Source organism: Thioalkalivibrio sp. ALR17-21, assembly GCF_000420185.1.
Classification (GTDB): domain Bacteria; phylum Pseudomonadota; class Gammaproteobacteria; order Ectothiorhodospirales; family Ectothiorhodospiraceae; genus Thioalkalivibrio; species Thioalkalivibrio halophilus.
In genome coordinates, this window is record NZ_ATUL01000007.1 from 19,044 (window position 1) to 37,937 (window position 18,894).

Below are 18,894 nucleotides of genomic sequence, written 5' to 3' on the forward strand. Positions count from 1 at the left end.
AACTTCCTGAAACCGGTTTCAAGTGTTGTCGATCCCGCTGCCCGGGGTTTCGTCGGCAGGGGGGCGGTCTTCCGGGAGTACGTCCCGCAGGCGCTCCAGGATGAGATCGACCACGGCGACGATGTCCAGATCCGTGGTATCCAGGACCCAGGCATCCTCGGCCGGCTTGAGCGGCGCCACGCTGCGTTCGCGGTCGCGACGGTCGCGTTCTTCCATCTCTTCCCGAAGATCTTCAAGGCTAGCACTAAGTCCTTGTTCCAGCAACTGCAGTTGGCGACGCCGCGCACGTTCCTCGGCACTGGCATCGAGAAAGATCTTCAGATCCGCTTCGGGGAACACGATGGTCCCCATGTCGCGCCCGTCGGCGACCAGGCCCGGCGGCACCGCGAAATCGCGCTGGCGCTGCAGCAGTGCCTCGCGTACGGCGGGAATGGCCGCTGCACGCGAGGCGTCGTTGCCCGCCTGCTCGGTGCGCAGCTCCTCGTCGACGGGGTCGCCTTCCAGCAGGGTTGTGACCCGTGTGGCATCGCGGTCGATTTCAAAGCGCACGTCCAGCGCCTGAGCCAGGTCGGGGACGGCCGCCGCATCATCCGGCTCCACACCCTGCCGGCGTGCGGCCAGGCCCACCAGGCGGTACAGCGCGCCGCTGTCGAGCAGGTGCCAGCCCATGGCCGCCGCGATGCGCATGCAGACGGTACCCTTGCCTGCGCCGCCGGGACCGTCGATGGTCAGTACCGGGGTCATTGGGCCTCCAGGTGCAGTCCGGTCTGCCGCGCCAGGTCGGCGAAGTCGGGGAACGACGTCGCGACGTTGCGGCAATCGTGAATGGTGACGGGCGCGTCGGCGCGCAGTGCAGCCATGGCGAAGGCCATGGCGATGCGGTGATCTCCGTGGCTCTGGATCTCGCCACCCTGAAAACCGTCGCCCCCCTGAATGCGGATACCGTCCGGCCGGACCTCGCAGTCGACGCCGAGGGCCGCGAGGCCGTCGGCCATCACCTGGATGCGGTCGCTTTCCTTGACGCGCAATTCCTCGGCGCCGGTCAGCTCGGTCTCGCCGTGGGCGCAGGCGGCGGCGATGAAGATGGCCGGGAATTCGTCGATGGCCAGCGGCACCTGATCCTCCGGGATCTCGATCCCGCGCAGCTCGTGCGACAGCACCTCGATGTCAGCCACCGGTTCGCCACTGACCTCGCGCAGATCCAGCAGACGAATATCGGCGCCCATGCGGCGGAGGATCTCGATCACGCCGGTCCGGGTCGGATTGACCCCGACGTGGCGCAGGATCACGTGGGAACCTGGCGCGATCGACGCCCCGACCATGAAAAAGGCGGCCGAAGAGATATCCGCCGGTACGTCCACGTCGCCACCGCGCAGGCGCCCGCCGCCGGCCACACAGGCCGTGGCCCCGTCGCGTTCCACTTCGACGCCGAAACCTTCCAGCATGCGTTCGGTGTGATCGCGGGTTGGCGCGGGCTCGGTCACGCAGGTGCGGCCCTCGGCCCACAGGCCGGCAAGGAGCAGTGCGGACTTGACCTGGGCGGAGGCGACCTCGAGGGCGTATTCCGTGCCCTGCAACGGCTGTCCGCCCCGCACCCGCAACGGCGGGGTGCCGCCTTCGGCGGTGTCGATCCGCGCGCCCATGCGCGCCAGCGGCTCGGTGACCCGGCGCATGGGCCGACGCGACAGGGAGGTGTCGCCGGTGAGTTCGCTGTCGAACGCCTGCCCGGCGAGCACACCGCACAATAGTCGCATGGCGGTACCCGAATTGCCCATGTCCAGCGGACCCTCGGGCGCACGCAGGCCGTGCATCCCGACCCCCTCGATGATGACTTCGCCCGGCCCTTCGCGGCGGATGGGGACACCCATCGCGCGAAATGCTTCCAGGGTGGCGAGGCAGTCTTCCCCTTCGAGGAAGCCGGTCACGTGGGTGGTGCCTTCGGCCAGCGCCCCCAGCATGATCGCCCGATGCGAAATCGACTTGTCGCCGGCGACGCGCAGGGTCCCGCTGAGGACGCCGCCGGGTTGAACGGTCAGGGTATCCATCGGTTCAGGTATCCAGTTGAGCTCGGGCGGGATCACAGAAACGATCCCGCGTGGTCTTGGCGTGGGTGAATTCCTGCTCCAGGCGCTGTCCGTCGCCCTGCTCGATCGCCTGCCGCAGGGATTCGAGATCGGCCTGGTAACGTTCGATCACCTCCAGGATGGAGGGCCCGTTGGCAAGACAGATGTCGCGCCAGACGACCGGATCGCTGGAGGCAATGCGGGTGAAGTCGCGGAAACCGCCCGCCGCATAATGGAAGATCTCGTCGCGGTCGCTCATCTTCGACAGCGACGCCACCAGGGTAAAGGCCAGCACGTGCGGGAGGTGGCTGGTGGCTGCCAGCACGTGATCGTGATGCGCCGGCGTCATGAATTCGACCCGCGCGCCGGCGGTCTGCCACATCGCAGTCACGCGGTTGGTCGCCATTACGCTGGTGGCGTCGGCCGGCGTCAGGATCACCAGCCGTTCGCGGAACAGTTCGGGAAAGGCGGCCGCCACCCCGCTCTGCTCGGTGCCGGCGATCGGATGCCCGGGGACGAACTGCCGCGGAACCTCGCCGAACCCCCGCGCCAGGGCCTCCAGCACCGCCTGTTTGCTGCTGCCCACGTCGGTCAGCGGCGCATCCTCCGGCCAGATCCCGGCGAGCGATGCCGCCAGCCCTTCCATGGCGCCCAGCGGCACGGCCAGCACGCCCATGTCGGCACCCCGGGCCGCTTCGGCCGGATCGTTGGTCCATTCGTCGATCACGCCCAGGCGTTCGGCCTCGCGCAGATTGTCCGGATTGCGCGAACAGCCCACGACCGTCCCCACCTCCCCGGCCTCGCGCAGCGCCAGGGCCAGCGAACCGCCGATCAGGCCGACTCCGAAAATGACCAGCCGGTCGATCATGCAAGGGCCTCGCGCAGGGCGGCCAGGAATCGTTCGTTATCCTCCGCGGTCGAGACCGTGACGCGCAGATGCCCGGGCAGCCCGTAGTTTTCCACCGGCCGGGCAATGACCCCACGCCGCTGCAGGCGGTCATGCACCGCGTTGACGTCGGTGCCGGTGTCGAAGGTAATGAAATTGCCGACCGAAGGGATGACCCGCAGGCCCATGGCCCGCAGTTCGCGCCCCAGTTGCACCAGGCCTTCCCGGTTCACGGCCACCGAGTGCCGGATGTGGTCGCTGTCCTCGAGCGCGGCCAGACCGGCCGCCTGAGCGACCGCGTTCACGTTGAACGGCTGACGCACGCGGTTGAGCATGTCGGCCACCGGCGCCGAACTCACGGCATAGCCCAGGCGCAGCCCCGCCAGCCCCTGGATCTTGGAAAAAGTCCGGGTGACGACCACGTTGGGATAGCGGTCCAGCCAGCGTGTGGCGTCCGGATAACCGTCTTCTTCCACGTATTCGGCATACGCCTCGTCGATCACGACGATGGTCTGCGGCGGCATCGCCGCCACGAAGGCCTCCAGCGCCTGCGCATCCAGCCAGGTACCGGTCGGGTTGTTCGGGTTCGCCACGAACACCACCGCGGTGTCGTCATCCACCCGGGCCCGCATCGCATCCAGATCGTGCCCGAACGGCTGGCGGGCATCGTCCGCCGACACGGCCGGGACCACGCGGGCCTCGGCCCCGGTGGCCTGCGTCACCAGCGGGTACACCGCGAAGGCATGGGCGGAAAATACCGAGGCCCGTCCCGGTGCCAGCCAGGTCCGCGCGATCAGCTCCAGCACCTCGTTGGAGCCGTTGCCCAGCGTGATCTGCGCCGGGTCCACCCCATGACGCGCGGCCAGCGCCTCCTTCAGCTCGAACCCGTTACCGTCGGGGTAGACATGGGCTTCGCCCAGCACGCCCCGGGCGGCCTCCACGGCGCGCGGCGACGGCCCCAGCGGGTTTTCGTTGGAAGCGAGCTTGACCGCCTCGCTGATGCCCAGCTCGCGTTCCAGCTCGGACACCGGCTTGCCCGGCTGATACGGCTGCAGTCCCTGCACGCCGGACACGGCCCGGGCGGCCGGACCCGGCCCGGGGGCTGCGGATTCGGAAGGATTCGTTGCCATGGATGCCTCTCAGGTTGCGGCCCGGGGGTAGCTGCCCAGGATCTTCACCGTGTCGGCGGTCTCCCTCAGCTGTTCCAGGCACCCGGCGATTTCCGGGTCCTCCTGGTGTCCCAGCAGGTCGAGGAAAAACACGTAGGTCCACTGCGCACAGCGCGAGGGACGGGATTCGATGCGCGTAAGGCTGATGCCGGCCTCGGCGATCGGCTTCAGCAACGCGTACAGCGAGCCCGGCCGGTTGGCCGTGCTCAGCATGATCGACGTACGGTCCGCGCCGCTGGGACGGGTGGTGGCCGTGCCGATGATCAGGAACCGGGTGGTGTTGTCGGCGCGGTCCTCCACGTGCTCCACCTGCACCGGAACCCCGTAGTGCTCCGCCGCCACGCGCGACGCAATCGCCGCCGCGGACCCATCCCCGGCCGCCAGTTCCGCCGCGCGGGCGTTGCTGGCCACCGCATGGCGCTCGGCGTGCGGCAGCCAGGTATCCAGCCACTCCCGGCACTGCGCCAGGGCCTGGGCGTGGGCCAGTACCTGGCGGACCTCGCCGAGATCGGCACTTTGCGACAGCAGGTGATGGTGGATCGGCGTCACGACCTCGCCGCAGATCTGCAGCGACGAGTCCATGAAGCAGTCCACCGTATGCGTGACCACGCCCTCGGAACTGTTCTCGATCGGAACAACGCCGAACTGCGCCCGCCCGGCTTCCACCGCGCCGAACACGGCGTCGATGGACGCCAGCGGCGTGGTCGTGACCGCATGGCCGAAATGCTTGCGCGCGGCCAGGTGGGTGAACGTCCCCTCCGGCCCCAGATAGGCTACCGTCAGCGGATGCTCCAGGGCCAGACATTCGGACATGATCTCCCGGAACAGCCGGACGATCACGTCATCCGCCAGCGGCCCCGGATTCTCCTCCCGCACCCGACGCAGGATCTCGGCTTCGCGTTCCGGCCGGTAGAACACCGGCTCCTCGCCGTTGTCGCGCTTGACCCGCGCGACCGATTCCGCGCAGCGGGCCCGCTCGCTGAGCAGGGCCAGCAACTCGCCGTCGATCGCATCGATCCGCGCGCGCAGCGATGCGAGGGACTCCCCTTCGCTCACGACCTAGAGCACCCGCGCCCGCAGTACACCGTCGATGCGATAGAGCGCATCCAGCGTGGTCGGACTGGGATGTCCGTCCACGTCCAGCATGGTGTAGGCGATGTCGCCACGCGAGTCGTTCATCAGATGCAGGATATTGATGTCCGATTCACCGATGACGTGCGAGATCTGCGCTACACGGTCCGGCAGGTTGCGGTTGATTACGGCGATGCGCGCCTGCCCCTTGCGCTCCAGTACCAGGGTTGGCAGGTTCACCGAATTGACGACGTTGCCGTTCTCGAGATAGTCCCGCATCTGGTCGGCGATCATCACCGCGCAGTTTTCTTCCGACTCGGTGGTCGACGCCCCCAGGTGCGGCAGAGTGATCACCCGCGGGTGATCCAGCAGGCCGGGGACCGGGAAATCGGTCACGTAGGCGTGCAGGTGGCCCTCATTGAGGGCCTCGCCGGCCGCGGCGTCGTCGACGATCCCGTCGCGGGCCATGTTCAGCACCATCGCGCCGGGGTTCATCGAACGGATGCGCTCGGCATTGACCAGATTCTGCGTGTTTTCGGTCAGGGGTACGTGCACCGTGACCGCATCCGCCCCTTCCAGTGCCGCATCCACCGAACGCGCACGTTCAATGTCCGACGCCATCTGCCAGGCGCTCTCCACGGTGATCTTGGGGTCGAAGCCCACGACCTCCATCCCCATGGACCGGGCGGCGTTCGCCACCTTGACCCCGATCGCCCCCAGGCCGAGCACGGCCAGCCGCCGCCCCGGGAGTTCGAAGCCACTAAAGCGCTTTTTGCCCTGTTCTACTGCGGCCGTGAACCCTGAATCATCGGGATCCAAGGACTGCACATAACCGGCGGCCGGCACCAGATTCCGCGCTCCGAGAAGCAGCCCCGCGATCACCAGCTCCTTGACCGCGTTGGCGTTGGCTCCGGGGGCATTGAAGACCGCGACGCCGCGCTCGGTGAGATCCTGCACCGGGATATTGTTCACACCGCTGCCGGCGCGCCCCACGGCCAGCACCGAATCCGGGATGGTCTCCCCGTGCAGGTCATGCGAACGGAGCATGATCGCATCCGGGTCTTCCAGACCGGAGGCGACTTCGTAAGTTTCGCGCGGGAAGCGTTCCAGCCCCCGCAGCGCAATGTTGTTGTAGGTCTTGACGCGGTACATCACGACCTCCTTTTCAGGCGTGGCGTTCCTCGAAATCCGCCATGAATTCGATCAGGGCGTCGACGGCCTCTTCAGGCACTGCGTTGTAGATGCTCGCGCGCATGCCGCCCACCGAGCGGTGGCCCTTCAGCGAGGACAGACCAGCCGCGTCGGCTTCCTTCAGGAACGGACCGTCGAGGCTGTCGTCGGCGAGGATGAACGGCACGTTCATCCACGAACGCGCACTGGGCTCCACCGGGTTGCGATAAAACGCCGAGTTGTCGATGAAACGATAGAGCTTGTCCGCCTTGCGCTGGTTGATCTCGGCCATCTTTTCCAGCCCGCCCTGCTCCAGCAGCCATTCGAAGACCAGGCCGGCGAAATACCAGCCGAAGGTCGGCGGGGTGTTGTACATGGAGTCGTTGTCGGCCTGCAGCTTCCAGTCCAGGACGGCGGGTACCTGGCCCTTCTCGCGTTCCAGCAGGTCCTTGCGCACGATCACCACGGTCACGCCGGCCGGACCGATGTTCTTCTGGGCGCCGGCGTAGATCACGCCGAACTTCGAGACATCGATCGGACGGGACAGGATGGTGGAGGACATGTCCGCGACCAGCGGCTTGTCACCCACGTCGGGCACCTCGTGGAATTCCACTCCGCCGATGGTCTCGTTCGGCGTGTAGTGCACGTAGGCGGCGTTCGAATCGAGCTTCCACGTCGAACGCTCGGGGATGGACGCATAGCCCTCGGCCTGCGAACTGGCAACGATGTTGACCGGCCCCACCTTCTGCGCTTCCTTGATCGCCTTTCCGGACCAGGCCCCGGTATCGATGTAGTCCATCGGCTGGCCACCCGGCTGCAGGTTCATCGGGATCGCGGAAAACTGACCGGTCGCCCCGCCCTGCAGGAACAGCACCGCGTAGTCGTCGGGGATGCCCATCAGCTTGCGCAGATCGGCTTCCGCCTTTTCAGCGACTTCCATGAAGGGTTTGCCGCGATGACTCATCTCCATCACGGACATCCCGGTACCGTGGAAGTCCAGCATCTCGTCGCGTGCCCGTTCCAGCACCGCCTGCGGCAGGGCCGCGGGACCGGCGCTGAAGTTCCAGATTCGGCTCATTCTTCATCTCCCTTTTCGCTGGGTTCGCGGCCGCCCTGCGGCTCGTCCTCGTGCGTTTCCGGGGCGGCCGACTGTTGATTCTCCGTGTCGGCTTCCGCGTCAGTGTCGTCCTCGTCGCCGGCGAAGCGCGCCACCCGTGCCAGTTCCACCAGCTGTTCGCCGGAATCCAGACGGATCAGGCGTACGCCCTGGGTGTTGCGGCCGATCAGCGGAATCTCTTCCACCGGCATGCGCACCAGCGTGCCGCCATTGGTGATCAGCATCGCCTCGTCGTCTTCCTGCACCCGGGCGGCCCCTACCAGGGGGCCGTTGCGCCCTTCGGTCTGGATCGCGATCACGCCCTGGCCGCCGCGCCGGTGAACCGGGAACTCGTCGAAGCGGGTGCGCTTGCCGTAGCCGTTCTCGGTGGCAAACAGCGCCGCGCCTTCGTCCACGTTGAGCAGTGCGATCACCCGCTGGTCGTCGTCCATGCGCACGCCGCGCACCCCGCAGGCCGTGCGGCCCATGGCGCGCACGTCGGTCTCGGAGAAGCGCACCGCCTTGCCCGCGGTGGTCACCAGCATCACGTCCTGGCTGCCGTCGGTCAGCGACACGTCCACCAGGTGGTCGCCCTCGCGCAGATCCACGGCGATGATGCCGCTGGCGCGCCGCCGCGAGAAGTCCGTCAGCGGGGTCTTCTTGACCGTGCCCTGGGCCGTGACCATGAACACGTAATGATCCGGATCGTAGCTGCGCACCGGGAGGATCGCATTGATGCGCTCGTCGGATTCGAGAGGCAACAGATTGACGATGGGCTTGCCCCTGGATGCGCGCGAGCCCTGTGGCAGCTCGTAGACCTTCAGCCAGTACACCCGGCCGCGGCTGGAGAAACACAGCACCGTATCGTGGGTGTTGGCCACAAGCAGGCGGTCGATGAAGTCCTCTTCCTTGAAGCTGGCCGCCGCCTTGCCGCGTCCGCCGCGGCGCTGTGCGCGGTAGTCCGCCACCGGCTGGTACTTCACGTAACCGGCGTGCGACAGCGTAACGACCACGTCCTCCTCGCCGATCAGATCCTCCAGCGTCAGGTTGGCCTGCTGCTCGCGGATCTCGCTCATGCGCTCGTCGCCGAAGCGCTCGGCCACGCCCAGCAGCTCGCCCCGGATCTCCTGCTGCAGGCGTTCGGGCGAGCCGAGAATGTCCAGCAGGTCCTCGATGGTATCCAGCAGCTGGCGATATTCGTCGACGATCTTGTCCTGTTCCAGCCCGGTCAGGCGGTGCAGGCGCAGGTCGAGGATCGCCTGGGCCTGGGTCTCGGACAGGCGGTAGCCGTCCTCGCCCATGCCGAATTCGGCTTCCAGGTCTTCCGGGCGCGAGGCCGCAGCCCCGGCGCGGTCGAGCATCCCCTCCACCATGCCTGGCGGCCAGCTGCGCGCCAGCAGTCCGGCCTTCGCCTCGGCCGGATTGGGTGCGTTGCGGATCAGTTCGATCACCGGATCGATGTTGGCCAGCGCGATCGCCAGCCCTTCCAGTACATGGGCCCGCTCACGTGCCTTGCGCAGGTCGTAGATGGTGCGGCGGGTCACCACCTCGCGGCGGTGGCGCAGGAACGCCTCGAGGATCTGACGCAGGTTCAGCACCTTCGGCTGACCGTCGACCAGCGCCACCAGGTTGATGCCGAACACGTTCTGCATCTGGGTGTGCATGTACAGATGGTTGAGCACCACCTCGCTCATTTCGCCGCGCTTGAGCTCGATGACCAGGCGCATGCCGTCCTTGTCGGACTCGTCGCGCAGCTCGGAGATGCCCTCGATGCGCTTTTCCTTGACCAGCTCGGCGATCTTCTCGGTCAGGCGCGCCTTGTTCACCTGGTACGGCAGCTCGGTGACCACGATGGCCTCGCGCTGCCCGCCTTCCAGCGGCTCCACGTGCGAACGCGCACGGATCACCGCCCGACCGCGCCCGGTGCGGTAGGCCTCGCGGATCCCCTCGAGGCCGTTGATGATCCCGGCAGTGGGGAAATCCGGGCCCGGCAGGTACTGCATCAGGCCGTCGATGTCGATCTCGGGGTGGTCGATCAGCGCTACGCAGGCATTGATGACCTCGCGCAGATTGTGCGGCGGGATGTTGGTGGCCATGCCCACGGCGATCCCGGAGGAGCCGTTGACCAGCAGATTCGGGAATTTTGCCGGCAGGACCGAAGGTTCCTGTTCCGAACCGTCGTAGTTGTCGACAAAATCGACGGTTTCCTTGTCGATGTCGGCCAGCAGCTCGGTTGCGATCCGCGCCATGCGTACTTCGGTGTAACGCATCGCGGCCGGCGAGTCGCCGTCGATGGAACCGAAGTTGCCCTGCCCGTCGGCCAGCATGTAGCGCATCGAGAACGACTGCGCCATGCGGACGATGGCGTCGTATACGGCCGAGTCGCCGTGCGGGTGGTATTTACCGATCACGTCACCGACCACGCGGGCCGATTTCTTGTACGGTTTGTTCCAGTCGTTGCCCAGCTCGCGCATGGCGTAGAGCACACGACGATGGACGGGCTTGAGGCCGTCGCGCACATCGGGGAGCGCGCGTCCCACAATCACGCTCATCGCGTAATCGAGGTAGGACTGCTGCATCTCGTCTTCGAGATTGACCGGGAAGATTTCCTTGGCGAATTCAGCCATTGATGGGTCACGCCGTCCGTTAGAACAAGCCCGCGATCATACCATATTCCCCCGCCGGAGGAGCCCTGCCGGGGCGGTCAGGTTCCCTCGTGAACGCCTCGCGGTTCGGGGGTATCTCCGGGGTGCGGCCGCCACGCCGCCAGCCGTTCGGCGTCGGGGTTCTCGACCACACCCCGCTCGGTCACGATGGCGTCGATCAGCCCGGCGGGGGTGACATCGAATGCCGGGTTGTAGGCGGCGGCCCCGGCGGCTGCCAGGGGCTGGCCCGCGAGCGTCAGTACTTCACCGGCATCGCGCTGTTCGATCGGGATGGCATCGCCGGCGGGGGTTGCATAATCGATGGTGGCGACCGGAGCGGCGACCATGAAACGTACGCCGTGCGCGCGTGCCAGCAATGCCAGCCCGTAAGTGCCGATCTTGTTGGCGGTGTCGCCATTGGCCGCAATGCGATCCGCCCCCACCACCACGCAGCCGACCTCCCCGCTCTGCAGCAGCCGCGCCGCGGCGCCTTCGCACAGCAGGGTCACCGGAATCCCGTCATGCACCAGCTCCCAGGCCGTCAGCCGGCTGCCCTGCATCCAGGGACGGGTCTCGTCGGCGTAGACCCCGGTGATGCGCCCCTGGTCCCAGGCGGCGCGAATCACTCCCAGCGCGGTCCCGTAGCCCCCGGTCGCCAGAGAGCCGGTGTTGCAATGGGTCAGCACGGCGCGGCCCGGTTCGATCAGCGCGGCGCCATGGGCGCCGAGCTCGCGATTGCCGGCGATGTCGGCTTCCAGCATCGCCATGGCTTGTTCGCGCGTCGCGGTCAGCGCGGCCCGGGCGCTTCCGGCGGCCGCCACCACCGCCTGCATCCGGTCCAGCGCCCAGAACAGGTTCACGGCGGTGGGTCGTGCCGCCCGCAGGGTCGCGATGTCGGCGCCCACGCGCTCGCGCCAGTCCGTGGCCTGCAGTGCCTGATGGCAGGCCAGCACCACGCCGAACGCCGCGGTGATGCCGATCGCGGGTGCCCCGCGTACCACCATTTCGCGGATCGCGTCTGCCACCGCCGGGGCGTCATCCAGGGGCAGGAAGGTTTCCTGCGCGGGCAGACGGCGCTGGTCCAGAAGCCACAGACGGTCGTCGGCAAAGCGGACGGGGCGAATCGTATCGGAGACAAAATCGTTCATCCGCCCAGTTTATCGTGGACTGACATGGATTGCCTCGGCCGTTCAGGGGTGCGGCCGTTGCCAGAACCGGCGACGTTCGTTCCGCCAACCCGCTCCCGGCTCCCAGGCGGTTCCGGCCCGCAGGCGCAGGGCCCCGTCCGTGGACGTGGCACGCAGGCCGCCAGCGCCCGGCCCGACGGGCCCGTCGGGCATCGTGCCCGCTACCCAGCGGGTGGGTGCCCGCACCCCGGCCAGCCCCTCTTCGCCGTCGACGGCCTTCGCGGGTTCGGCGGTCACCAGCAGGCGTGCCTGCAGGTCCTCGTCGGGCGTTTCGTGGCCCAGCACCGCCGCACCGAGGCCGCGCAACCCGCCGGTCAGCATCAATGCGCCACCGGCGGTCTCGATCCGCAGCACGCAACTGGCGGCGCGCGAGGCATCCCAGCCGCGTGGTGGATGCAGGACGCGAAACACCACCCCGTCCCGTTGCCACTGCTGCCCGGCCCGGCAGGCCCGATAGACCGGACCGGACTCGCGGATCCGTCGGGGGTGTCGCTCGTCGCGGTGCAGCACCCGCTCGACCTCCACGGCCGCGGTCAGGGCCTGCAGTGCGGCGGCGCGCGACCCGCTGTCGTCAAGCAACCCGTCGGCCACGATGACCCGGTCGATCCGGTTTCGCTGGCGTGCCCGCAGGGCAGGCAGCAAGGCCGATTCCACGTCGCGGGCACGCCCCGGGCCGTAGACCACCACGTGGTTGCGGGTCTCCAGCAGGACCACCGCCTCGCGCCCGGTATCCAGCAATTCCGCCCGCAGCTCGCCGTGGGACAGGTCCGGGCGCAGGGGTAAACCCAGCGGCAGGGCCGCCAGCAGCACCCAGGGGGCCATCCGGCGACGTCCGGGCAGGAGCAGAAAGATCACCGCCAGGCCGGCGAGCAGGGCCGCCGCAAGCGGAACGCCCTGTTCGGCCACCGCGGCCGGCAGGTCGGCCAGGGCCTGCAGCAGCGTGACCAGCAGCCCCAGCACCGCATCGCCGAGCCACAACGGCGGGCCGCCCAGGGGCGGCCACAGCATGGCCAGTCCGGCCCCTGTCAGCAGTACCGGGAGCACCACAAAGGAGATCAACGGCACGGCCACGATGTTGGCCAGCGGCGCGATCCACGATCCCAGCTGGAACCATGCCAGCGCCAGCGGCAGCATGGCGAGCGCCAGCAGCACCTGGATCGCCATGGCTTCACGCAGCCCGGGGCGACTGCGGCGCCCCTGCAGCAGGCCGAGGATCACCGCCACGGCACCAAACGAGAACCAGAAGCCCGGCGCCAGTACGCCGGGCGGGTCACGGATCAGGATGATGAGCGCTGCGAGCACCAGCGCCCGCCACGGGGTCCCGCCCCGCCCCAGCAGCAACGCGGCCAGCACCGCCAGCAGCATCAGCAGAGCGCGCTGGGTGGGGATACTGAAACCCGCCAGCGCCGCATATCCCAGCGCGGCCAGGGCCGCCGCGGTGGCCGCCAGCACGCGGCGGGGCCAGCGTTCCCGTACGCCGGCCACATGACGCCAGAGCAGCGTGGCCAGCAGGGCCGCGAACCCCGCCACAAGGCCCACGTGCAACCCCGAGATCGCCATCAGGTGATTGGTGCCGGTCTGCAGGAAGGCAGTCCATTCGGCATCCGTCATGCCGCTGCGCTCGCCGATCACCAGCGCCTGCACCAGTCCCGGGTGGCGCAGTTCCGGAGCGGCGGCCTGCAGGCGGTCCCGGAGCGTGGCGCGCTGTCGGTGCAGGGCTCCGCGCAGGGCCCCCGGGGCCGTGTCATCGACCGCATGACGCAGGTCAGCGGCCGAGACGTTCAGGCGACCATGGAGGCCTGCGCGATAGAACCACGCCTCACGGTCGAAGCCGGCACGATTGGCACGGCCCTGCGGTGGATACAGGCGCCCCTTCAGGCGCAGCACGTCCCCGGCCTCAACATCCGCCCGCGGGGGATAGACCGAGACCTCCAGCCGGCGCGGTGGGTCGCCGTGCGTCGCCAGATGGAATCGCGAGCTGCGTTCGCCGTGGCGCGGCAGGTCCACGACCCGGCCACTCAGCGTGGCCTCCGGTTCGGCTTGCGTCACCACCCGGTCCAGCCAGGTCGTGGCATGAACGGTCCCCAGCAGCAGCCCCGCGAGGGTCCCCGCCAGGATCGCGGGCAGTGCTGCCGGACGGCGCGTTACCATGGAGGCGACGAGAGTGGTGGCGAGCGCCGCGAAGATCCACGGTGGCGGCAGGGCCGGCAGTTGGTGCACCAGCCACAGAGCGGCCACAAAACCCGCTGCGAAGGGAATCATGCCTGCCCCGGCATTGTCCCCGGGGCATCCACGGGGTAGGGTCCGCCTGCCCGAGGCGGTGACGCGCAAGGCCGGCAGGAGTCGAACCCGAGACCATGGCCCGACACATCATCAAGAAGCTGTTCCCCGGCATGGACCGCCTGCGGGGACACCGTGCGCTGGCCCCGCTGGGGCCCCGCCTGCGCTCGCCGGATCTGTGGCATCTCAACCGCCGCTCCGTGGCCGGTGCTTTTGCCGTGGGGCTGTTCGTGGCCTTCCTGCCACTCCCGATGCAGATGCTGATCGCGGGTGCGATCGCTATCCTGGCCCGGGTCAACCTGCCCATCTCGGTCATCCTGGTGTGGATTTCCAACCCGGTGACCATGCCCCCCATGTTGTATACGGCCTATACCGTGGGCCGCAAGCTCCTGGGCGAAGAACCGCGCCAATTCAGCACCGAGATCACCTGGGAATGGTTCGCCACCGAGATGCTGACGGTGTGGAAGCCGTTGATGACCGGGTCACTGGTACTGGGCGTAGCGGCAGGACTGGCCGGCTATCTGCTGGTGCGGGGTCTGTGGCGCCTGAACGTGATCCAGCGCGTGCGCCATCGGCGGTACCTCGCACGCCAGCGGCGCGAGCGCGAGGCCGAGCTGCGCGAGGTCTTCTCCCGCAGCCCGGTCGATCCGGAAGCGCCGCGGGAATCACGCGAGACGAAGGCCGTCGAACGGCAAGCGGACTCGCAGGCTTCCGGCACGCGTTCCGGCGACGACGACCGTTCGCGCCCGCATTGATCAGTGTTTCCCTCAGTCGCCGTTACCCTGCAGGTGGCCCTTGACCAGGTGAACCGAACGGTCCATCTGCGCGGCCAGCGTGGTGTCGTGGGTGACCAGGGCCAGCGCCGTGCCCGTGGCGCGGTTCATCTCCCGCAGCAGAGCGAAGACGTGCTGTGCCCGTTCCTGGTCGAGGTTGCCGGTGGGCTCGTCCGCGAGGATCGCCGAGGGGCGTGTCACCAGCGCGCGGGCAATGGCAACGCGCTGCCGCTCGCCACCGGAAAGCTCCGCGGGCTTGTGCTCCGCACGATCACCCAGCTCCACCTGTTCCAGCCAGTGCAGTGCCTCGCGGCGTGCCTGCGGCCCCGGGGTCCGGCGGATCAGCAGCGGCATGGCGACATTTTCGGCCGCCGTCAGCTCGGGCAGGAGATGGTGGAACTGGTACACGAAGCCCAGATGCCGGTTGCGCAGGCGCCCGCGCCGGGCCTCGCTCATCCCGGACCAGGGCGTGCCCAGCAGCCGGACTTCGCCGGCGGTCGGACGGTCCAGGCCGCCGAGCAGATGCAGGAGTGTGCTCTTGCCGCTGCCGGAGGCGCCGATAATCGCGACCAGCGCGCCGGGCTCCAGGGTGAAATCCACCCCGCCGAGCACGGTCACGTCCAGCTTGCCGTCGCGAAAGCGGCGTTCCAGACCCCGCGCCTCCAGCACCGTTGCATGCACGTCGTGATCAGTCATGGCGCAGCGCCTCCGCTGGCTGAGTCCGTGCCGCGCGCCAGGCCGGGAACAGGGTCGCCAGTACGGTCAGCAGGAACGCCACCCCGCCCACGCGCAGCACATCCGCCGGATCCAGTTCCGATGGCAAATCGCTGATGTAATAGACATCGGCGGACAGGAATTCGACCCCGGTCACCTGTTCGATGAACGGCACCACCACGTCGATGTTGAGCGCCAGCGCAACACCCGCCGCCGTCCCCAGAAGGATCCCGAACAGACCGATTACCATCCCCTGGACCACGAATACCGCCATGATGCCGGAGGGCGGCATCCCGAGGGTGCGCAGGATCGCGATATCGCCCTGTTTGTCGGTGACCAGCATGATCAACGTGGACACGATGTTGAAGGCCGCCACGGCGACGATCAGCGACAGGATGATGAACATCACCATCTTCTCGATCTGGATCGCCCGGAACAGATTCGCATGCTGCCGGGTCCAGTCGGAGATGAAATAGGCGCCGTTGAGTTCGCGCGTCAGGTCCTGAGCGATCCGGCCCGCCTGCATCATGTCGTCCACGCGCAGGCGCAGCCCGGAGACATCCTCGCCGGTGCGGAACACCGCGCGGGCGTCGTCCAGATGAATGAAGGCCGTACCCCGGTCGTATTCATACATGCCGACCTCGAACAGCCCGACCACCTCGAAGCGCCGCATGCGCGGCATTACCCCGGCGGGAGACACGCTCGCCTGCGGGGCCATCAGGATCAGCGATTCACCCACCCGCACCTGCAGTTCCGCGGCCAGTTCGCGGCCCAGAATGATGCGGTAGGCGCCGCCTTCGAGCTGTTCCAGCGCACCCTCCTCCATGTGCTCGCCAATCGGTGCCACTTCCAGTTCCAGTGCCGGATCCACTCCCCGGATCATGCCGCCGGAAATCCGGTTGCGTGCACTCAGCATGGCCTCGCGCTGAACGTAGGGGGCCGCGGCCAGCACGCGTTCGTCGGCGGCGAGCACGCGTTCCTTCACGCTTTCCCAGTCCGCCAGGGCCCGTCGGCTCTCCTCCAGCGTGGCGTGCGACGCCATGCCGAGGATCCGCTCGCGCAGCTCCTTCTCGAAGCCGTTCATCACCGACAGCACCGTGATCAGCGCCATCACGCCCAGGATCAGGCCAAGGATCGAGACCACGGAGATGAACGAAATAAAATGATTGCGACGTTTGGCGCGCGTATAGCGCAGGCCGATCGCAACGGACAGGGGTCGGAACATCCCGCAAGCATGCCAGAACTGCGAACGTCCGCCCATCCCCCGAGGAAACACCGATCGATGTACACGCTCGCGCTGGCACCTCGGGTTTTCCGAGACAAGGCGCGGTACGCAGCCGGTAGTGGTTCTACCGGCAAGGGCCGCAACGCGGATGCACAAAATCCCATATTCCCCTACTATAAGTGCGAGCCAGCCCGGTCCGACCCCGGGACCCACTTCCAGACGGAGACATGGCCATGCCAGGGAAACGCGTTGCCTCCCGATCCCCGATCCACCGTGCGACCGGAGTGCTTGCCGCCCTCCTTCTCGCCGGCGGCGCGGGGCTTGCCGGAACCGCCCAGGCCGACATCCTGCGGCTCGAGGACGGTTCATTCACCATCAAGGAACGCGAGAGCGTGCCAACTCGCGGGCAGACCAAGGAAACGGTACGCGGCCGTTACGGCGAGCCGGCAACCCGGCATCCGACCGTGGGCGAGCCACCGATCACCCGCTGGGACTACGGCCGCTTTTCGGTGGTGTTCGAGGACCGCTGGGTGATCCACACCATCGTGCACGGCAACGACGACTGACGCCGCCTTGGAAACGGGATACGAAAACCTCCGCCGGCTGCCGGCGGAATGGGAGCCGCATGCGGGTATTCAGCTGACCTGGCCGCATGCGGACAGCGACTGGGCCGACAGCCTGGAAGAGGTCGAGCCGGTGTTCGCCCGGCTTGCGGCCGCCATCAGCCAGTACGAACCGGTCCTGATCGTGGCCCGTGATCCCGAACACATCGAGTCTTTTTCCGGGCTGCTGGTGGAAGCCGGCATCCGCAGCGACCGTCTGTGGTTCGCGCTCGCCGATTCCAACGACACCTGGGCGCGCGATCACGGCCCGATCACGGTGTATCACCAGGGTCGGCCACATCTGCTGGACTTCACCTTCAATGGCTGGGGCGGCAAATATCCCGCCGACCGGGACGATGCGATCACCGCCGCCCTCGCCGCGCAGGGGGTCTTCGGCACCAGCCCGGTGGAAGACGTCCCCCTGGTGCTGGAGGGGGGCAGCATCGATAGTGACGGTCAGGGCACCCTCCTGGTGACCCGCTCCTGCCTGCGCCACGCCGGTCGCAATCCGGAGCTCGACGATGCAACCATCGAGGCCGCGTTGCGCCAGCACCTGGGCGCCCGGCGGATCCTCTGGCTGGAGCACGGCCACCTGGAAGGCGATGACACCGATGGCCACATCGACACCCTGGCGCGCTTCTGCGCCCCGGACACCATCGCCTACCAGCACTGCGACGACCCCGAAGACCCGCACTACGCGGAACTGGCGGCGATGGAGCGACAACTCGAGGCACTGCATCAGGCCTCGGGTGAGCCCTACCACCTGATCCCCCTGCCCTGGCCGCGGCCTCTGGAGCATGCCGGCCGGCGCCTGCCGGCCACCTACGCCAATTTCGTCCTGCTCAACGGCGCGGTGCTGGTGCCGGCGCACGATGATCCGGCCGATGCCGTGGCCCGCGAACGTCTGGCCGAGGCCTTTCCCGGACGCGACGTCCTGCTGCTGGACGCCCGCGCGGTACTGCGTCAGGGTGGCAGTCTGCACTGTCTGACCATGCATTATCCGCGGGGCGCCCTCGGCATCCCGGAGGAAGACGAAGCCGCCAACGCATGACCGCCGCACCCCGTCCCGATCGCCGGGCGCCCCTGCAGGCCGCACTGGTCCAGCATCGCGATACCGGCAGCGTCGACGCCAACCTGCAGGTTACCGAGGACGCGGTGGCCGAGGCCGCGGCCGGTGGCGCGCGGCTGGTCGTGCTGGCCGAGCTGCACACCGGCCCCTACTTCTGCCAGACGGAAGATGCCGCGACCTTTGATCGCGCCGAGCCGATCCCTGGCCCCTCCACCCGCCGCCTCGGCGAGATCGCCCGGCGCCACGGCGTGGTGCTGGTGGGGTCGCTGTTCGAGCGCCGCGCGCCCGGGCTCTACCACAACACCGCGGTGGTGCTGGAAAGCGACGGGCGCCTGGTGGGCACGTACCGCAAGATGCACATCCCCGACGACCCGGGCTATTACGAAAAGTTCTACTTCACCCCCGGGGATACCGGCTTCAGGCCGATCGATACTTCCGTGGGCCGGCTGGGCGTGCTCGTCTGCTGGGACCAGTGGTACCCCGAAGCCGCCCGGATCACGGCCCTGTCCGGAGCCGAGGTGTTGATCTATCCCACCGCCATTGGCTGGGATCCGGAGGATCCCCCGGACGAACGCGAACGCCAGCGCGAAGCCTGGATCACGGTTCAGCGCGGGCACGCGGTGGCCAACGGTCTGCCGCTCGTCGCGTGCAATCGCACCGGGCACGAACGCGACCCGTCGGGCGCGTCTGCCGGCGCCCATTTCTGGGGCAGCAGCTTTGTGGCCGGCCCGCAGGGCGAATTCCTCGCCCGCGCCGGCGAGCACGCGCCCGAGGTCCTGGCGTTTACCCTGGACATCGCCCGCGTCGACACCGTCCGGCGCATGTGGCCGTTCCTGCGGGACCGGCGCATCGACGCCTACGACCCTATCCTGAAGCGCTACATCGACCCGGAATCGTAAGCGCGGAATCCGTATAATGCCGCGTCCGCCATTCCGAAAGCTTCA

The 18,894-nt window shown here is 68.1% G+C and carries 15 protein-coding genes and 1 pseudogene; 4 read left to right on the forward strand and 12 right to left on the reverse strand.

Features of this window, described 5'->3' with window-relative positions; genetic code table 11:
* Positions 1-18 precede the first annotated feature (18 nt).
* The 10 genes and pseudogenes from cmk to G020_RS0105305 all read right to left on the reverse strand — a co-directional run bounded on the left by cmk (position 19) and on the right by G020_RS0105305 (position 13,549).
* Positions 19-744: a (d)CMP kinase gene (gene cmk / locus G020_RS0105260; protein WP_018945979.1), complete on the reverse strand. Its 726-nt coding sequence runs from the start codon at positions 742-744 to the stop codon at positions 19-21.
* The gene (aroA, locus tag G020_RS0105265) at positions 741-2,045 is read right to left on the reverse strand and encodes a 3-phosphoshikimate 1-carboxyvinyltransferase (RefSeq protein WP_024328880.1); all 1,305 of its coding nucleotides are present in this window, start codon (positions 2,043-2,045) and stop codon (positions 741-743) included. The genes cmk and aroA overlap by 4 nt, the downstream gene beginning before the upstream one ends.
* Positions 2,046-2,049: 4 nt before the next feature.
* Complete coding sequence (locus tag G020_RS0105270; RefSeq protein ID WP_024328881.1) at positions 2,050-2,931, reverse strand: prephenate dehydrogenase/arogenate dehydrogenase family protein; 882 nt, start codon at positions 2,929-2,931, stop codon at positions 2,050-2,052.
* Positions 2,928-4,079, reverse strand: coding sequence for a histidinol-phosphate transaminase (gene hisC / locus G020_RS0105275; protein WP_024328882.1), 1,152 nt, complete (start codon positions 4,077-4,079; stop codon positions 2,928-2,930). The genes G020_RS0105270 and hisC overlap by 4 nt, the downstream gene beginning before the upstream one ends.
* Positions 4,080-4,088: 9 nt before the next feature.
* Positions 4,089-5,174: a prephenate dehydratase gene (gene pheA / locus G020_RS0105280; RefSeq protein ID WP_024328883.1), complete on the reverse strand. Its 1,086-nt coding sequence runs from the start codon at positions 5,172-5,174 to the stop codon at positions 4,089-4,091.
* Between the two features lie 3 nt (positions 5,175-5,177).
* Positions 5,178-6,341, reverse strand: coding sequence for a phosphoglycerate dehydrogenase (locus tag G020_RS0105285; protein ID WP_018945975.1), 1,164 nt, complete (start codon positions 6,339-6,341; stop codon positions 5,178-5,180).
* Between the two features lie 13 nt (positions 6,342-6,354).
* Entirely contained in the window at positions 6,355-7,437 is a 1,083-nt protein-coding gene (gene serC / locus G020_RS0105290) for a 3-phosphoserine/phosphohydroxythreonine transaminase (protein ID WP_024328884.1), read from the reverse strand.
* Positions 7,438-7,558: 121 nt separating this feature from the next.
* Positions 7,559-10,082, reverse strand: a pseudogene (gene gyrA / locus G020_RS0105295) (DNA gyrase subunit A); the annotation flags it as partial.
* Between the two features lie 77 nt (positions 10,083-10,159).
* Positions 10,160-11,248, reverse strand: a complete 1,089-nt coding sequence (gene mtnA, locus G020_RS0105300) for an S-methyl-5-thioribose-1-phosphate isomerase (protein ID WP_024328886.1) — start codon at positions 11,246-11,248, stop codon at positions 10,160-10,162.
* 42 nt (positions 11,249-11,290) lie between these two features.
* Entirely contained in the window at positions 11,291-13,549 is a 2,259-nt protein-coding gene (locus tag G020_RS0105305; protein ID WP_024328887.1) for a ComEC/Rec2 family competence protein, read from the reverse strand.
* Between the two features lie 95 nt (positions 13,550-13,644).
* Here G020_RS0105305 and G020_RS0105310 point away from each other — a divergent pair, with 95 nt between their 5' ends.
* Positions 13,645-14,322, forward strand: a complete 678-nt coding sequence (locus G020_RS0105310; RefSeq protein WP_018945970.1) for a DUF2062 domain-containing protein — start codon at positions 13,645-13,647, stop codon at positions 14,320-14,322.
* A 12-nt stretch (positions 14,323-14,334) separates the two neighbouring features.
* On the opposite strand, the gene G020_RS0105315 is transcribed toward G020_RS0105310, so the two are convergent.
* Positions 14,335-15,036: an ABC transporter ATP-binding protein gene (locus tag G020_RS0105315; protein WP_018945969.1), complete on the reverse strand. Its 702-nt coding sequence runs from the start codon at positions 15,034-15,036 to the stop codon at positions 14,335-14,337.
* Positions 15,029-16,279: a lipoprotein-releasing ABC transporter permease subunit gene (locus tag G020_RS0105320; RefSeq protein WP_024328888.1), complete on the reverse strand. Its 1,251-nt coding sequence runs from the start codon at positions 16,277-16,279 to the stop codon at positions 15,029-15,031. Before G020_RS0105320 ends, G020_RS0105315 begins: the two co-directional genes overlap by 8 nt.
* A 284-nt stretch (positions 16,280-16,563) precedes the next feature.
* On the opposite strand from G020_RS0105320, the gene G020_RS0105325 reads away from it, so the two are divergent.
* Genes G020_RS0105325 through G020_RS0105335 form a run of 3 tightly spaced genes read left to right on the forward strand, consistent with a single transcriptional unit; the run spans position 16,564 to position 18,849 of the window.
* A complete protein-coding gene (locus G020_RS0105325) occupies positions 16,564-16,845 on the forward strand; it encodes a hypothetical protein (RefSeq protein ID WP_018945967.1) in 282 nt (93 codons plus the stop codon).
* A 7-nt stretch (positions 16,846-16,852) separates the two neighbouring features.
* Positions 16,853-17,932 (forward strand): agmatine/peptidylarginine deiminase, encoded by a 1,080-nt coding sequence (locus tag G020_RS0105330; protein ID WP_024328889.1) that lies wholly within the window; start codon positions 16,853-16,855, stop codon positions 17,930-17,932.
* Entirely contained in the window at positions 17,929-18,849 is a 921-nt protein-coding gene (locus tag G020_RS0105335; RefSeq protein WP_024328890.1) for a carbon-nitrogen hydrolase, read from the forward strand. Before G020_RS0105330 ends, G020_RS0105335 begins: the two co-directional genes overlap by 4 nt.
* Positions 18,850-18,894: the final 45 nt, after the last annotated feature.

Coding starts and splice junctions, on each gene's coding strand:
- mtnA (WP_024328886.1), bottom strand. CDS start 11,248: ATGAACGATTTTGTCTCCGATACGATTCGCCCCGTCCGCTTTGCCGAC.
- aroA (WP_024328880.1), bottom strand. CDS start 2,045: ATGGATACCCTGACCGTTCAACCCGGCGGCGTCCTCAGCGGGACCCTG.
- cmk (WP_018945979.1), bottom strand. CDS start 744: ATGACCCCGGTACTGACCATCGACGGTCCCGGCGGCGCAGGCAAGGGT.
- G020_RS0105270 (WP_024328881.1), bottom strand. CDS start 2,931: ATGATCGACCGGCTGGTCATTTTCGGAGTCGGCCTGATCGGCGGTTCG.
- serC (WP_024328884.1), bottom strand. CDS start 7,437: ATGAGCCGAATCTGGAACTTCAGCGCCGGTCCCGCGGCCCTGCCGCAG.
- G020_RS0105320 (WP_024328888.1), bottom strand. CDS start 16,279: ATGTTCCGACCCCTGTCCGTTGCGATCGGCCTGCGCTATACGCGCGCC.
- G020_RS0105305 (WP_024328887.1), bottom strand. CDS start 13,549: ATGATTCCCTTCGCAGCGGGTTTTGTGGCCGCTCTGTGGCTGGTGCAC.
- G020_RS0105315 (WP_018945969.1), bottom strand. CDS start 15,036: ATGACTGATCACGACGTGCATGCAACGGTGCTGGAGGCGCGGGGTCTG.
- G020_RS0105310 (WP_018945970.1), top strand. CDS start 13,645: ATGGCCCGACACATCATCAAGAAGCTGTTCCCCGGCATGGACCGCCTG.
- G020_RS0105285 (WP_018945975.1), bottom strand. CDS start 6,341: ATGTACCGCGTCAAGACCTACAACAACATTGCGCTGCGGGGGCTGGAA.
- hisC (WP_024328882.1), bottom strand. CDS start 4,079: ATGGCAACGAATCCTTCCGAATCCGCAGCCCCCGGGCCGGGTCCGGCC.
- G020_RS0105335 (WP_024328890.1), top strand. CDS start 17,929: ATGACCGCCGCACCCCGTCCCGATCGCCGGGCGCCCCTGCAGGCCGCA.